Origin of the sequence: Streptomyces sp. NPDC056373, from assembly GCF_042262425.1 — a bacterium.
GTDB lineage: Bacteria > Actinomycetota > Actinomycetes > Streptomycetales > Streptomycetaceae > Streptomyces.
Genome location: NZ_JBHJPX010000002.1, coordinates 183,908 through 198,230, shown reverse-complemented (window position 1 = coordinate 198,230; position 14,323 = coordinate 183,908). Strand labels below are relative to the sequence as shown.

Annotated in this window: 17 protein-coding genes and 5 tRNA genes; 19 read left to right on the top strand and 3 right to left on the bottom strand. The window is 69.7% G+C overall.

Annotation, left to right across the window (positions count from 1 at the left end; genetic code table 11):
* The first annotated feature begins 124 nt into the window (after window positions 1–124).
* The 12 genes from ACFCXS_RS04890 to ACFCXS_RS04835 all read left to right on the top strand — a co-directional run bounded on the left by ACFCXS_RS04890 (window position 125) and on the right by ACFCXS_RS04835 (window position 5,788).
* A complete protein-coding gene (locus tag ACFCXS_RS04890) occupies window positions 125–316 on the top strand; it encodes a hypothetical protein (RefSeq protein WP_376641662.1) in 192 nt (63 codons plus the stop codon).
* 217 nt (window positions 317–533) lie between these two features.
* Entirely contained in the window at window positions 534–1,310 is a 777-nt protein-coding gene (locus ACFCXS_RS04885; protein WP_376641661.1) for a fumarylacetoacetate hydrolase family protein, read from the top strand.
* On the top strand, window positions 1,294–2,778 hold the full coding sequence (gltX, locus tag ACFCXS_RS04880) for a glutamate--tRNA ligase (RefSeq protein WP_376641660.1): 1,485 nt from the start codon (window positions 1,294–1,296) through the stop codon (window positions 2,776–2,778). Before ACFCXS_RS04885 ends, gltX begins: the two co-directional genes overlap by 17 nt.
* 175 nt (window positions 2,779–2,953) lie before the next feature.
* The gene (locus ACFCXS_RS04875) at window positions 2,954–3,673 is read left to right on the top strand and encodes a hypothetical protein (RefSeq protein ID WP_376641659.1); all 720 of its coding nucleotides are present in this window, start codon (window positions 2,954–2,956) and stop codon (window positions 3,671–3,673) included.
* The gene (locus ACFCXS_RS04870) at window positions 3,637–4,200 is read left to right on the top strand and encodes a hypothetical protein (RefSeq protein ID WP_376641658.1); all 564 of its coding nucleotides are present in this window, start codon (window positions 3,637–3,639) and stop codon (window positions 4,198–4,200) included. The genes ACFCXS_RS04875 and ACFCXS_RS04870 overlap by 37 nt, the downstream gene beginning before the upstream one ends.
* Window positions 4,197–4,451 carry a hypothetical protein gene (locus ACFCXS_RS04865; protein WP_376641657.1) on the top strand — a complete coding sequence of 85 codons (255 nt, stop codon included), beginning with the start codon at window positions 4,197–4,199 and terminating at the stop codon, window positions 4,449–4,451. Before ACFCXS_RS04870 ends, ACFCXS_RS04865 begins: the two co-directional genes overlap by 4 nt.
* A gap of 29 nt (window positions 4,452–4,480) precedes the next feature.
* Window positions 4,481–5,212, top strand: a complete 732-nt coding sequence (locus tag ACFCXS_RS04860; protein WP_376641656.1) for an HAD family hydrolase — start codon at window positions 4,481–4,483, stop codon at window positions 5,210–5,212.
* A gap of 89 nt (window positions 5,213–5,301) precedes the next feature.
* A tRNA-Gln gene (locus tag ACFCXS_RS04855) sits at window positions 5,302–5,373 on the top strand.
* Between the two features lie 21 nt (window positions 5,374–5,394).
* Window positions 5,395–5,467 (top strand) — tRNA-Glu (locus ACFCXS_RS04850).
* Between the two features lie 55 nt (window positions 5,468–5,522).
* Window positions 5,523–5,595, top strand: a tRNA-Glu gene (locus ACFCXS_RS04845).
* Between the two features lie 20 nt (window positions 5,596–5,615).
* Window positions 5,616–5,687 (top strand) — tRNA-Gln (locus tag ACFCXS_RS04840).
* A gap of 28 nt (window positions 5,688–5,715) precedes the next feature.
* Window positions 5,716–5,788: transfer RNA gene (locus ACFCXS_RS04835), tRNA-Glu, on the top strand.
* 178 nt (window positions 5,789–5,966) lie between these two features.
* Here the strand turns inward: ACFCXS_RS04835 and ndgR are convergent.
* Window positions 5,967–6,683, bottom strand: a complete 717-nt coding sequence (gene ndgR, locus ACFCXS_RS04830; protein WP_003993203.1) for an IclR family transcriptional regulator NdgR — start codon at window positions 6,681–6,683, stop codon at window positions 5,967–5,969.
* Between the two features lie 195 nt (window positions 6,684–6,878).
* Between ndgR and leuC the strand changes: the two genes are divergently transcribed.
* The 4 genes from leuC to ACFCXS_RS04810 all read left to right on the top strand — a co-directional run bounded on the left by leuC (window position 6,879) and on the right by ACFCXS_RS04810 (window position 10,188).
* Window positions 6,879–8,303, top strand: a complete 1,425-nt coding sequence (gene leuC / locus ACFCXS_RS04825) for a 3-isopropylmalate dehydratase large subunit (RefSeq protein WP_376641655.1) — start codon at window positions 6,879–6,881, stop codon at window positions 8,301–8,303.
* 6 nt (window positions 8,304–8,309) lie between these two features.
* Window positions 8,310–8,903, top strand: a complete 594-nt coding sequence (leuD, locus tag ACFCXS_RS04820; protein ID WP_376641654.1) for a 3-isopropylmalate dehydratase small subunit — start codon at window positions 8,310–8,312, stop codon at window positions 8,901–8,903.
* 276 nt (window positions 8,904–9,179) lie between these two features.
* Window positions 9,180–9,410: a hypothetical protein gene (locus ACFCXS_RS04815; RefSeq protein ID WP_053668772.1), complete on the top strand. Its 231-nt coding sequence runs from the start codon at window positions 9,180–9,182 to the stop codon at window positions 9,408–9,410.
* A 136-nt stretch (window positions 9,411–9,546) separates the two neighbouring features.
* Window positions 9,547–10,188: an HU family DNA-binding protein gene (locus tag ACFCXS_RS04810; RefSeq protein ID WP_030851950.1), complete on the top strand. Its 642-nt coding sequence runs from the start codon at window positions 9,547–9,549 to the stop codon at window positions 10,186–10,188.
* 80 nt (window positions 10,189–10,268) lie between these two features.
* Here ACFCXS_RS04810 and ACFCXS_RS04805 read toward each other — a convergent pair whose 3' ends face one another.
* Together ACFCXS_RS04805 and cofC are read right to left on the bottom strand one after the other, a co-directional pair.
* On the bottom strand, window positions 10,269–10,472 hold the full coding sequence (locus tag ACFCXS_RS04805) for a hypothetical protein (protein ID WP_104781455.1): 204 nt from the start codon (window positions 10,470–10,472) through the stop codon (window positions 10,269–10,271).
* A 9-nt stretch (window positions 10,473–10,481) separates the two neighbouring features.
* On the bottom strand, window positions 10,482–11,120 hold the full coding sequence (gene cofC, locus ACFCXS_RS04800; RefSeq protein ID WP_376641653.1) for a 2-phospho-L-lactate guanylyltransferase: 639 nt from the start codon (window positions 11,118–11,120) through the stop codon (window positions 10,482–10,484).
* Window positions 11,121–11,278: 158 nt separating this feature from the next.
* On the opposite strand from cofC, the gene ACFCXS_RS04795 reads away from it, so the two are divergent.
* The 3 genes from ACFCXS_RS04795 to ACFCXS_RS04785 are packed head-to-tail and all read left to right on the top strand — an operon-like array spanning window position 11,279 to window position 14,294.
* The gene (locus tag ACFCXS_RS04795) at window positions 11,279–12,070 is read left to right on the top strand and encodes a lysophospholipid acyltransferase family protein (protein ID WP_376641652.1); all 792 of its coding nucleotides are present in this window, start codon (window positions 11,279–11,281) and stop codon (window positions 12,068–12,070) included.
* The gene (locus ACFCXS_RS04790; protein WP_376641651.1) at window positions 12,067–13,077 is read left to right on the top strand and encodes an NAD(P)H-dependent glycerol-3-phosphate dehydrogenase; all 1,011 of its coding nucleotides are present in this window, start codon (window positions 12,067–12,069) and stop codon (window positions 13,075–13,077) included. The genes ACFCXS_RS04795 and ACFCXS_RS04790 overlap by 4 nt, the downstream gene beginning before the upstream one ends.
* A 59-nt stretch (window positions 13,078–13,136) precedes the next feature.
* On the top strand, window positions 13,137–14,294 hold the full coding sequence (locus ACFCXS_RS04785; RefSeq protein WP_376641650.1) for a D-alanine--D-alanine ligase family protein: 1,158 nt from the start codon (window positions 13,137–13,139) through the stop codon (window positions 14,292–14,294).
* Window positions 14,295–14,323 lie beyond the last annotated feature (29 nt).

The window sequence follows — 14,323 nt, the reverse complement described above, 5'->3', positions numbered from 1 at the left end:
GCGGGGCCGGGGAATCGGATGTTTAGCCTGACGCTTTACAGCGATGGCACAACCGACAACCCGCGCCCGTACGGGGGTTCACACACCCTCGGGGCGCCCGTCACAGGACAGGGTCAAGTAAACAGTGAAGACGACGACGATGTTCCACAAGATCGCCAACCCGCGACGCACGACGCTGGCACACCTGAACGACGCCGACGAACTGCAGACGCCGGAGCAGCCGGAGCACCCCGTCGAACTGCCGGCCCAGACCGCAAACCCCAAGCGCACCATCCTGATGGAGATCCCCGTCGCGGCCGCCGCGGCCGCGGAGTGACACCAGCGAGTACGTGCGCCGGCCGCCGGATGCTCACGGCGACCGGACCGGATTTCCGAGGGGCGCCCCCCGTGAGGGAGCGCCCCTTCGGTATGTGAGGAGGTCCCCTTCGTGTGTGACGGGGCGCCCCGCCACAATGCGCGGGGCCGGGAACACCTCCCCGCGTTAGCCTGGACCGTCAGACTCCAGCCGCTTCAGTCAAGGGGCCAAGCAACCCGTGCGCATCGCCAGGTTCTCCATCGACGGGAACGTCGCCTTCGGCGCCATCGAGGGCGACAAGCAGGACGAACTCGTCCTGAACATCATCAAGGGCATCCCGTTCGCGGACTTCGAGCTCTCCGGCACCAAGGTGCCCGTGAGCAAGGTCAGGCTGCTGCCGCCGGTGCTCCCCAACAAGGTCGTGGCCTTCGGCCGCAACTACGCGGAGCACGCGCGCGAGCTGGGCAACGAGGTCCCCGACGCCCCCTTCGCCTTCTTCAAGCCGTCCACCTCGGTGATCGGCCCCGGTGACGACATCCAGTACCCCTCCTTCTCCGAGGAGGTGCACCACGAGGCCGAGCTGGCCGTGGTGATCGGCCGGATGTGCCGCGAGGTCCCGCGCGAACGCGTCAAGGACGTGATCTTCGGCTACACCTGCGCCAACGACATCACCGCTCGTGACGTGCAGCGGCGCGAGAAGCAGTGGGCCCGGGCCAAGGGCTTCGACAGCTCCTGCCCGCTCGGCCCCTGGGTGGAGACGGACCTCGACGCGAGCGACCTCACCATCCAGCTCACGGTCAACGGCCTGCAGCGTCAGCTGGGCCGCACCAGCGAGATGATCCACTCCGTCGAGGACCTGATCGTCAACATCTCAGAGGCCATGACGCTGCTCCCCGGCGACGTGATCCTCACGGGCACCCCGGCTGGGGTCGGCCCCCTCAACGTCGGCGACGAGGTCGCCGTCACCATCGAAGGCATCGGCACTCTCACCAACAAGGTTGTCAAGCGTGGCTAGCGCACCTGTTCGCGTCCGTTTCTGCCCCTCGCCCACCGGTAACCCCCACGTGGGCCTGGTCCGCACCGCCCTGTTCAACTGGGCGTTCGCCAAGCACCACCAGGGCACCCTGGTCTTCCGCATCGAGGACACCGACGCCGCCCGCGACTCCGAGGAGTCGTACACCCAGCTGCTCGACTCGATGCGCTGGCTGGGCTTCGACTGGGACGAGGGCCCCGAGGTCGGCGGCCCGCACGCGCCGTACCGCCAGTCGCAGCGCATGGACCTCTACAAGGACGTCGCGGCCAAGCTGCTCGACGCCGGCCACGCCTACCGCTGCTACTGCTCCCAGGACGAGCTGGACACCCGCCGCGAGGCCGCCCGCGCCGCCGGCAAGCCCTCCGGCTACGACGGCCACTGCCGCGACCTCACCGACGCCCAGGTCGAGGAGTACAAGGCCCAGGGCCGGGAGCCGATCGTCCGCTTCCGGATGCCCGACGAGACGATCACCTTCACCGACCTGGTCCGCGGCGAGCTGACCTTCACCCCGGAGAACGTCCCGGACTACGGCATCGTCCGCGCCAACGGCGCCCCGCTGTACACGCTGGTCAACCCGGTCGACGACGCCCTGATGGAGATCACCCACGTCCTGCGCGGCGAGGACCTGCTCTCCTCCACCCCGCGCCAGATCGCCCTGTACAAGGCGCTGATCGAGCTGGGCGTCGCCAAGGAGATCCCGTCCTTCGGCCACCTGCCGTACGTGATGGGTGAGGGCAACAAGAAGCTCTCCAAGCGCGACCCGCAGTCCTCCCTCAACCTCTACCGGGAGCGCGGCTTCCTCCCCGAGGGCCTGCTCAACTACCTCTCGCTGCTCGGCTGGTCCCTCTCGGCCGACCAGGACGTCTTCTCGATCGACGAGATGACCGCGGCCTTCGAGATCTCCGACGTACAGCCCAACCCGGCCCGCTTCGACCTGAAGAAGTGCGAGGCCATCAACGGCGACCACATCCGCCTGCTGGACGTGAAGGACTTCACGGAGCGCTGCCGCCCCTGGCTCCAGGCGCCGTTCGCCCCCTGGGCCCCGGAGGCCTTCGACGAGGCCAAGTGGCAGGCCATCGCGCCGCACGCGCAGACCCGCCTCAAGGTCCTCTCCGAGATCACCGACAACGTCGACTTCCTGTTCCTGCCGGAGCCGGTCGAGGACGAGGCCTCCTGGACCAAGGCGATGAAGGAGGGCTCGGACGCCCTGCTGCGCACGGCCCGCGAGAAGCTTCAGGCCGCCGACTGGACCTCCGCCGAGTCGCTCAAGGAGGCCGTCCTGGCCGCCGGTGAGGCCCACGGCCTCAAGCTCGGCAAGGCCCAGGCCCCCGTCCGCGTCGCCGTCACCGGCCGCACGGTCGGCCTGCCGCTGTTCGAGTCCCTGGAGGTCCTGGGCCAGGAGACCACCCTGGCCCGGATCGACGCGGCGCTGGCGAAGCTCACCGCTTAAGCGCACGGCATCACACCACGAGGGCGGCGTCCGCTTCGGGCGCCGCCCTCGCCGTGTCCGCCCAGCCGTCACCCGGAGTTCACGCTTCCGGCCGACTCCCTTCTCAGCAAGGGACGTTGGATGCCCCCTGTGCGCACGGTGCGCGTGTGCGCCCAGGTACACAGGGGGAGAGAGCATGATCCGTCCACGAAGACTCGTCCGCGCGGCAGTCGGCGGGGCGGTGGCCCTGTCCTGCACCCTGCCGACCGCACCCGCGCAGGCCGCGCCAGGAGTCGACGAACCGGCCGGCACGGTGCGGCTGGTCACCGAGAAACGCGTGACCGTCGACTACCCCTGGGCCGGCGCGTCCGGCTTCCAGTACCGCCCGGGGACCACCTCGGTCACCACGGTGGACTGCGCCGACGCGGTCCCGCCCGCCGACGCCGGCCCCGACGACCTGGCCACCGGCACCGACGTCATGAACACCCTCGACGGCCGGAAGGTGCTGCAGAAGCACCGCTCCACGGGCGTCACCGCCACCGTCACGATCCCCACCGGCCAGGCCTACCGAGCCGCTGCCGGCTGGAGCGTGCTGACCATGGACGGCACCGGCGCCCTGCACGTGCTGCGCACCGTCGACGGCGCCCTCACCGTGGACACCCCGGTCACCGGCTTCCCCACGGGCGCCCGGCCCGTCCTCTACCGCACCGGCGGCTCGGTCACCCGCCTCGCGATCGTCTACGTCCTGGACGGCAGGACGTCCGTGGGCCTGTCGACCTCTCCGACGGCGCGTTCCGCACGTACATCACCACAGACACCGCCACCCCGCAGCTCGCGTTCAACGACCGCTGGCTCGTCGCCGACTGGAGGGCGATCCGGGTGGACGCCGCACCCGGCACCGAGCCCACCGCCCTGACCAGCACCGACGCCCAACTCGAAGCCGTCGTCGGCGACCAGCTCCTGATCGGCAACCCGGCCTTCGTGCTGGGCGGCACCGAGGCCGCGCTCACCGCCCGCTCCCTGGTCACCGGCGCCTCGGCCACCGTGCTCCCCTCGTCGTTCGGCGGCATCGGCCCGACCCTGGACGGCGGCGCCCTGGCCACCGCCGGCCCCTCCAGCCTCGACTGGAACATCCACCGCATCACCCCCGACGGCAGCGGCGGCCTCACCACCACCGAGGTGGCCGAGGTCCCGGCGGCTGCGACCGGCGTACAGGGGCCGGCCGTCGCCGGCGGCGAGTTGTTCCGCTACGGCGCGACGCCCGGCGCCTCCCTCCGCTACAGCGGCTTCCAGCTGGACGCGACCGGCCGGCCCGACGGCCCTCAGACCCGCCGCAGCCCGGGGTTGAGCCCCTCCACGTACGGCGAGGTCTCGATCGTCCCCAGCGGCGTCCCCACCTCGCCCCTCGCACAGATGAACCCCAGGTCCACTCCCCGTCGGTGATCGGCAAAGGCTTTCCCTGGGCACCGGTCTGGCAGCTGAACAAGCCCTCCACCTGGACCCTGACCCTCACCGACGCCTTCGGCACGACCGTCCGCACGCTGACCGGCGCCTCCACCGGAGCCGCCGTACGCCCCGCCTGGGACGGCACCACCGGCACCGGCGGCACCACGTACACCTGGAAGCTCACCGCCCACCCCCGCGACGACCAGGGTCCGGACCTCGCCCTCACCGGCACCATGACCCTGGGCTGAGCACGGGACGCGGTGGGTACGGTCGGAGCATGAGCATCCAAGCCGTGGTCTGGGACGTCGACGACACCCTCTTCGACTACACCACCGCCGACCGCCTCGGCATGCGCGCCCACCTCACAGCGGAGGGCCTGCTCGACCGCTACGACAGTGCCGAGCAGGCCATCGACCACTGGCGGGAGATCACCCACCTGCAATGGGCCCGCTTCTCGGCCGGCGAGGCCACCTTCGAGGACCAGCGGCGCGAGCGCGTACGGGTGTTCCTGGACCGTGACCTCACCGACGCCGAGGCCGACGCGTGGTTCCAGCGGTACGTCACCCACTACGAGGCGGTCTGGGCCCTCTTCCCGGACGTCCTGCCCGTCCTGGACGCCCTCTCCGCGAGCCACCGGCACGCCGTGCTCTCCAACTCCAGCCTCCACGTCCAGGACCGCAAGCTGCGCGCCCTCGGCGTCCACGACCGTTTCGAGACCATCCTGTGCGCGGCCGAGCTCGGCGTCTCCAAGCCGGAGGCCGCGGCGTTCCTCGCGGCCTGCGACTTCCTCGGTCTGCCACCGCACCAGGTCGCCTACGTCGGCGACCACCCGGAGATCGACGGGCGGGGTGCCGCGGACGCGGGACTGCTGTCCGTGTGGATCGACCGCGGGGGCCTGTACGCCACGATCGACCCGCCCGTCGGGCCGCACCGCATCGCGTCCCTGGGCGAACTGCCGTCCCTCCTCGGCTCGGATAGTCGTTTTGGAGCCCCGTCCACCTTCAGGTAATGTTCTTCCTGCGCCGCGGGGCACGGGCCGGAAGGCCGGAATCCCGGGCGCACAGCTAGGACACAAACCCTCCGGGGCTTGCGTTCCAGTGGCCTATGGTGTAATTGGCAGCACGACTGATTCTGGTTCAGTTAGTCTTGGTTCGAGTCCAGGTAGGCCAGCTCGCAGAGCTCATCTGCATCGCCCCCGTTGTGTAGCGGCCTAGCACGCTGCCCTCTCAAGGCAGTAGCGCCGGTTCGAATCCGGTCGGGGGTACTGGTTCCGAAGATCGGCAGATCGGCAGATCGACGATCATCTCGGGACTGCTAGGGCCCCCGTTGTGTAGCGGCCTAGCACGCCGCCCTCTCAAGGCGGTAGCGCCGGTTCGAATCCGGTCGGGGGTACTGACTGGTCTAAACCACATTGGTCTATGGTGTAATTGGCAGCACGGCTGATTCTGGTTCAGTTAGTCTTGGTTCGAGTCCAGGTAGACCAGCTCGGACCTGCGGAGACGCAGGTTCCACGCCCCCGTTGTGTAGCGGCCTAGCACGCCGCCCTCTCAAGGCGGTAGCGCCGGTTCGAATCCGGTCGGGGGTACAACAGGGAAGGCCCTCCACTTCGGTGGAGGGCCTTCTTGGCTTTCAGGGGCGCGGGGAACTGCGCGGGCAACCGCCACCGGCCCGCACGCGGCGATCAAACCGCCGTGCCATGGCGCGTGGTCGGGAAAGGTCTGCCGCGGCGTTGAGGCCGACCTCTCCGGAAACGCTCCGTCGGTTCAGCCGGTACGCCGCAACGCCTCGGAGAGGCGTCCTGCGGCGTCGATCACAGCCTGCGCATGCATACGCCCCGGGTGCCGGGTCAGCCGCTCGATCGGCCCGGACACGGACACCGCGGCAACCACCCGGTTCGAAGGCCCCCGCACCGGCGCGGACACGGAGGCGACGCCCGGCTCCCGCTCACCGATCGACTGGGCCCAGCCCCGCCGCCGCACACCCGACAGGGCCGTAGCCGTGAAGCGCGCCCCCTGCAGGCCGCGGTGCAGCCGCTCCGGCTCCTCCCAGGCCATCAGGATCTGCGCCGAGGAGCCGGCCTTCATGGTGAGCGTGGAACCGACCGGGACCGTGTCCCGAAGACCGGACAGGCGCTCCGCCGCCGCGACACAGATACGCATGTCGCCCTGGCGGCGATAGAGCTGTGCGCTCTCGCCCGTGATGTCCCGAAGATGTGTGAGCACCGGTCCCGCGGTGGCGAGGAGACGGTCCTCACCCGCGGCAGCGGCAAGCTCTGCCAGACGAGGGCCGAGAATGAAACGACCCTGCATGTCGCGCGCCACCATGCGGTGGTGTTCCAGGGCCACGGCCAGGCGGTGGGCCGTGGGTCGTGCCAGTCCGGTGGCGCCGACCAATCCCGCGAGGGTGGCCGGACCGGACTCCAGAGCGCTCAGGACGAGGGCCGCCTTGTCCAGAACGCCGACGCCGCTACTGTTGTCCATGAAACGATACTCGCGTCTCACTCTGTGAAACGCAAGTTCAATTTTCCGTGGAACGCGCCACCCTGGAATCACGAAGTCACAACGGCCCGTGACGTAAGGGCCTGGCGGTGTGTGCCCGGAATCAGGGGTACGGGCACTGCCTCCTCAAGATCTCTAGTTGGGTCGGCGGACCGTCGCCGACCGGAGGGAACAGCGATGGGTAGGACACTCGCGGAGAAAGTCTGGGACGACCATGTCGTCCGGCGCGCGGAGGGCGAGCCCGACCTTCTCTTCATCGATCTGCACCTGCTGCACGAGGTGACCAGTCCGCAGGCGTTCGACGGCCTGCGCAAGAGCGGCCGCACGGTGCGGCGTCTGGACCTCACCATCGCGACCGAGGACCACAACACCCCGACCCTGGACATCGACAAGCCGATCGCGGACCCGGTCTCGCGGGTGCAGCTGGAGACGCTGCGCAAGAACGCCGCCGATTTCGGGGTGCGTCTGCACCCGCTGGGTGACGTCGAGCAGGGTGTCGTGCACGTGGTGGGCCCGCAGCTGGGTCTGACCCAGCCGGGCACGACCGTGGTCTGCGGTGACTCGCACACCTCCACGCACGGTGCCTTCGGTGCGCTGGCGTTCGGCATCGGCACCTCGCAGGTGGAGCACGTGCTGGCCACCCAGACGCTGCCGATGTCGCGGCCGAAGACGATGGCGATCACGGTCGACGGCGAACTGCCCGAGGGTGTGACCGCCAAGGACCTGATCCTGGCGATCATCGCGAAGATCGGCACGGGCGGCGGCCAGGGCTATGTCCTGGAGTACCGCGGCTCCGCCATCGAGAAGCTCTCGATGGAAGCGCGGATGACCATCTGCAACATGTCGATCGAGGCCGGTGCCCGCGCGGGCATGATCGCCCCGGACGAGACCACCTTCGCCTACCTCCAGGGCCGCCCGCACGCCCCCGAGGGCGCCGAGTGGGACGCGGCGGTGGAGTACTGGAAGACGCTGCGCACGGACGAGGACGCGGTGTTCGACGCCGAGGTCGTCATCGACGCCGCCGCGCTGTCGCCGTTCGTCACCTGGGGCACCAACCCCGGGCAGGGCGCACCGCTTTCGGCGTCGGTCCCCGATCCTGCTTCGTACGAAGACGCATCGGAGCGCTATGCCGCTGAAAAGGCCCTGGAGTACATGGGGTTGGAGGCCGGGCAGCCGCTGCGTTCCATCAAGGTCGACACCGTCTTCGTAGGCTCGTGCACCAACGGCCGTATCGAGGACCTGCGGGCGGCGGCCGAGCTCGTCAAGGGCCGCAAAGTCGCCGACGGGGTACGGATGCTGGTCGTGCCGGGCTCGGCGCGGGTGGGTCTGCAGGCCGTCTCCGAGGGCCTGGACGTGGTGTTCAAGGACGCCGGCGCCGAATGGCGGCACGCGGGCTGCTCGATGTGCCTGGGCATGAACCCCGACCAGCTGGCCCCCGGCGAGCGCTCCGCCTCCACCTCCAACCGCAACTTCGAGGGCCGGCAGGGCAAGGGCGGACGCACCCACCTGGTCTCCCCGCAGGTCGCGGCCGCCACCGCCGTCCTGGGCCACCTGGCCTCGCCCGCCGACCTGTCCGACACCCCTGTCGCCGCTGGAGTCTGATCAGTCATGGAAGCCTTCACCACCCACACCGGCCGGGCCGTGCCGCTGCGCCGCTCCAACGTCGACACCGACCAGATCATCCCTGCTCACTGGCTCAAGAAGGTCACGCGCGACGGGTTCGAGGACGGGCTGTTCGAGGCCTGGCGCAAGGACGGGGCGTTCGTGCTCAACCAGAGCGAGCGCCAGGGCGCCACGGTTCTGGTCGCCGGCCCCGACTTCGGCACCGGCTCCTCGCGCGAGCACGCCGTCTGGGCCCTGCAGAACTACGGCTTCAAGGCCGTGATCTCCTCCCGCTTCGCCGACATCTTCCGCGGCAACTCGCTCAAGAACGGCCTGCTCACGGTCGTCCTTCCGCAGCAGACCGTGGACGCGCTGTGGGAGCTGACCGAACAGGACCCGCAGGCCGAGATCACCGTCGACCTGGAGCGCCGCGAGGTGCGCGCCGAGGGCATCACCGCCGCCTTCGAGCTGGACGAGAACTCCCGCTGGCGCCTGCTGAACGGCCTCGACGACATCTCGATCACCCTGCAGAACGAGGCCGACATCGCCGCCTACGAAGCCAAGCGCCCCTCCTTCAAGCCGCGCACCCTCCCGGTCTGACCCGGGCACGGTCCGCCGCCTGAGAGCAAGTCGACTTTCGGCCACAGCAACATCCCCTCTGTACCCCCGATCAGCCCGATCGGGGGTACAGCTGTGTCTGCACCCGAACGGCCCTGCCCACCCGTGGTTCGGCTGCCAACTTCCCACGTTAAGCCCGTGGTTGCTGGGGTAAGCGAGGGGTACAGCCGTGACTTCCACATGTGCCGGGAAGGCCGTTCGAGGCGGCAGTTGTCCCCTGCGCAGGCGACAACTCGCCCCAGATGGCACAATCTGTGCATGGAACACGACGGCCAACTCGAGCTCTATGCGGCAGTCGCGGACCAACTCAAGGAAGCGCACACAAGGGTGCGCGCACTGCAAGTCCCGGAGGGCGTACGGATGGCGCTGACCCGGAAGCTGCTGGTCATTACGGCCGCGGCCAAGCACGATCTCGCCGACGCGGCAAGGCGGCTGGAGCGGTTCAATACGGACCTCGACGAGGGACGTCTCCCCGTCGAGGAACGCTGAACCTGTCGACACCGCCGAGTTCGCTGCGGCACAAGGGTGATAAGCCCGTTTCGTGTTTGATTTGCGGTATATATCTGCCTAACGTGCGAAAAAGCTTGAACACTTTCGTTCTGGCGATGTCTCCGAAGGGGAAGACGTGAACAAGGCGCAGCTCGTAGAAGCGATTGCCGACAAGATGGGCGGCCGCCAGCAGGCCGCCGACGCTGTCGACCATGTACTGGACGCCATCGTCCGAGCGGTCGTCTCGGGTGAGCGGGTCTCGGTCACCGGCTTCGGTTCGTTCGAGAAGGTCGACCGTCCGGCCCGGTACGCCCGTAACCCCCAGACGGGCGAGAGGGTTCGGGTCAAGAAGACCTCCGTTCCGCGCTTCCGCGCCGGTCAGGGCTTCAAGGACCTGGTCAGCGGCTCGAAGAAGCTCCCGCGTGGTGGTGAGGTCTCCGTGAAGAAGGCGCCCAAGGGCAGCCTGACCGGCGGTGCCGGCGCGACGGTCAAGAAGGCCGCCGCGAAGAAGGCGACCACCAAGTCGGCCGCTGCGAAGAAGACCACCGCCAAGAAGACGACGGCGAAGAAGGCCACGACGAAGACCGCGGCCGCGAAGAAGACCACCGCGAAGAAGGCGCCCGCCAAGAAGACCACGGCGACGTCCAAGACCACCGCCGCGAAGAAGACCACCGCGAAGAAGGCCCCGGCGAAGAAGGCCACCGCCAAGAAGGCGCCCGCCAAGAAGTCGACGGCGCGCAAGACCACCGCCAAGAAGACCACCGCCCGCAAGAAGTAAGGGCACCGGGGTACTCACGCGCCGGGCCGGACTCCGCACGGAGTCCGGCCCGCGGCGTGTTCAGCACGTGTCGGTCGTGGTCAGAGGGTCTGCAGGGTCACCAGAGTGATCCGGAGCGCGTCCCTCGCCCCTTCCACCTCGATGCGCACCCGCTGGCCCGGGCGCAGCAGTCTGAGGCCTCCCGCGTCGAACGCGGCCGCGTCGAAGGGCACCGGGGTGCCGTCGTCCAGGAGCACCTGCCCGCTGCGGCTTTCGGGGTCGTACGTGTACGCGGTCGCCTGCATGGCCGCAGCCTACTGCCCGGGAATCAGCAACCGCGCGGCGGCCGCGGCCGTATGAGGGCCGACCCCCAGGGCCAGCGCGCTGCGCAGGTCGTCGCCGGTGTCCACGTCCTGGCGCACGGAATCGACCTCGGTGAGAGGCAGTTCCACCGCCCCCGACGCGCGGTGCCGGGCCCGGGAGTCCGTACCGAAGGCCGGGTGCAATTCCCGGCCCGGGGCGGCGGCCAACAGCGTCGTCCCGATTGCGGCCGCGTCCGGGAGAAATGCGCGCGGGAATTCAGCGGCCGCACTTAGTACCCGGGACAATTCCGCCGGGCGCAAAGCCGGCAGATCTGCGTTCAGCGCGGCCACCGCCCGGGCCGGGCGGGCGGACCGTACGGCCCGCGTCGCGTGTGCGAGGGCGGCGTTGAGACCGCCGCCAGGCTCGTCGGGGACGATCGCGGCGCCCAGCGCGGCCAGCTCACGGCCCGCCCGGAGATCGTCCGTGACTACTGCCACATCTCCCACCCCCGGGCAGGCCAGCGCGGCCGCCACCGTGTCCTGGGCGAAGGCCAGCGCCAGGTCCGGCCGCAGCCCGTCGTCCGCGGTGTCCGCAAGCCTGCTCTTGGCCTGGGCCAGGGGCTTCAGGGGTACGACCAAGGTCCACTGCACGGGCGTTCCGTCCTCCTCTTGTCGCGGTCATTGTCACCCGGGGCATCGGGCGGGCGGCGTGCCGGGGCGTACGGTGTTCTCGACAGACCGGCGGCCTGGGGCGACACTTGTGCGGCCCCCCGTGGCCCCGGCTTCAGGCCCTAGAGGAAGGTGTCCGCGTGCCCCGCCGCAGAATCGGCTTCTGGTACCGCTTCGCCGCGGTGATCTGCAAACCGCCGCTGGTGGTTCTGCTCAAGCGGGACTGGCGTGGAATGGAGCACATTCCGGCCGAGGGTGGATTTATCACCGCGGTGAACCATAATTCGCACGTCGATCCCTTCGCTTACGCGCACTTTCAGTACAACACCGGCCGCGTCCCGCGATTCCTCGCGAAGAGCGGGCTTTTCAGGAAGGGATTCGTCGGGGCCGCGATGCGGGGCACCGGACAGATCCCCGTCTACCGCGAGAGCACGGACGCGCTGAGCGCCTTCCGGGCCGCGATCGACGCCGTGGACCGGGGGGAATGCGTCGCCTTCTATCCCGAGGGCACCCTCACGCGCGACCCGGACGGCTGGCCCATGACCGCCAAGACCGGGGCCGCGCGCGTCGCCCTGCAGACCAGGTGCCCGGTCATCCCCGTCGCCCAGTGGGGCTGCAACGAGTTGCTGCCGCCGTACGCGAAGAAGCCGAATCTCCTGCCCCGCAAGACGCACCGCGTGCTCGCCGGGCCGCCCGTGGACCTCGCGCGCTTCTACGACCGGGAGATGACCGCGGACCTGCTGAAGGAGGCCACGGAGGTCATCATGGCCGCCGTCACCGCCCAGCTGGAGCTGATCCGCGGGGAGAAGGCACCCGAGACGCCGTACGACCCGCGCCGGGAGCGGATCGAGCAGCGGCGCCGCACACAGGCACAGACACAGACGCACCAGGAGGCCGGGCAGACCGTGCAGGAAGAGGGGCTGGGCAAGTGAGCAAGCCGGTCAAGGCGGCGGTTCTGAGCGCCGGTTCGTGGGGCACGGCCTTCGGCATGGTGCTCGCCGACGCGGGATGCGAGGTCACCCTGTGGGCGCGACGCCCGGAGGTCGCGGAGGCGATCAACTCCACGCGGGCCAATCCCGACTACTTCCCGGGCGTCGAGCTCCCGGAGAACGTCCGGGCCACCACCGATCCCGCCGAGGCAGCGGCGGACGCCGACTTCACGGTGCTGTCGGTCCCCTCGCAGACCCTGCGCGGCAACCTCGCCGAGTGGAGCCCGCTGCTGGCCCCCGACACCGTGCTGGTGTCGCTGATGAAGGGCGTCGAACTCGGCTCCGCGATGCGGATGAGCGAGGTCATCGACGACGTCGCCAAGGTCGGCCCGGAGCGGATCGCCGTGGTCACCGGGCCCAACCTGGCGCGGGAGATCGCCGCTCGGATGCCGGCCGCGGCCGTGGTGGCCTGCACCGACGAGGCCGTCGCCCAGCGGCTCCAGGCCGCCTGCCACACGCCGTACTTCCGCCCGTACACCAATACGGACGTGGTGGGTTGCGAACTGGGCGGAGCCGTGAAGAACGTCATCGGCCTCGCCGTCGGCATCGCGGACGGCATGGGCCTCGGCGACAACGCCAAGGGCTCCCTCATCACCCGCGGCCTCGCCGAGACCACCCGGCTCGGCATGGCCCTCGGCGCCGACCCGCTGACCTTCTCCGGACTCGCGGGCCTGGGCGATCTGGTGGCCACCTGCTCCTCGCCGCTGTCGCGCAACCACACCTTCGGCACCAACCTCGGCAAGGGCATGACCCTGCAGGAGACCATCGCGGTCACCAAGCAGACGGCGGAGGGCGTCAAGTCCTGCGAGTCGGTGCTCGATCTCGCCCGCCGGCACGGCGTCGACATGCCCATCACGGAGACGGTCGTCGGCATCGTGCACGAGGGCAAGCCCCCGGTGGTGGCCCTCAAGGAGCTGATGTCGCGCAGCGCGAAGCCCGAACGACGCTGAGCGACGCGAGGCCGGCGGCGCTTACTAGCGGCCCTACCAACGGGTACTCTCAACGCGATATGAGCACCGAGAACCTCCCCCAGAGCCCCGAGCAGCCGCCTCGCAAGCCGCGTGTGGCCGTCGTGTTCGGCGGGCGCAGCTCCGAACACGGGATCTCCGTGGTCACCGCCGGCGCCGTCCTCAAGGCCATCGACCGGACGAAGTACGACGTCCTGCCGATCGGCATCACCCAGGACGGGCGTTGGGCGCTCACGGCGGACGAACCGGAGCGGATGGCGATCGTCGACCGGCGCCCGCCGAGCGTCGACCTGTTGGCCGAGTCCTCCGAGGGCGGAGTGATCCTCCCGGTCGACCCCGCCAACCGCGAAGTCGTCTACAGCGAGCCGGGATCGGTCCCCAAGGCGCTCGGCGAAGTCGACGTGGTCTTCCCGGTGCTGCACGGCCCCTATGGCGAGGACGGCACCCTCCAGGGCCTTCTGGAGCTCTCCGGTGTCCCGTACGTGGGTTCGGGTGTGCTCGCCTCGGCCGTGGGCCAGGACAAGGAGTACATGAAGCGGGTGTTCACCTCCTTCGGGCTGAAGGTCGGCCCGTACGTGGTGATCCGGCCGCGCGAGTGGGAGCAGGATCAGGCCGCTTCCCGCAAGAAGATCGTCGACTTCGCCGGCGAGCACGGCTGGCCGCTGTTCGTGAAGCCCTCGCGGGCCGGCTCGTCGATCGGCATCACCAAGGTCGACGACCTCTCCGGCCTCGACGAGGCCATCGCCGAGGCCCAGCGGCACGACCCCAAGATCCTCGTGGAGGCCGCGCTGCGCGGTCGTGAGATCGAGTGCGGCGTCCTGGAGTTCGAGGACGGCCCCCGGGCTTCCCTGCCCGCGGAGATCCCGCCGCCCGAGGCGCAGGCGTACTACGACTTCGAGGCCAAGTACATCGACTCCACCCCGGGTCTCGTCCCCGCGCCCCTCACGCCCGAGGAGACGGCCGAGGTCCGGCGCCTGGCGGTCGACGCGTTCGACGCGGCGTCCTGCGAGGGTCTGGTCCGCGCGGACTTCTTCCTCACCGAGGACGGCGAGTTCGTGATCAACGAGATCAACACGATGCCCGGCTTCACGCCCATCTCGATGTACCCCCAGATGTGGCAGGCGAGCGGAGTGAGCTACCCGGAGCTGATCGACCTGCTGGTGCAGGCGGCACTGCGCAGGTCCACGGGTCTGCGCTGAACCGGCCCGCAAGGGGCGCGGGGAACTGC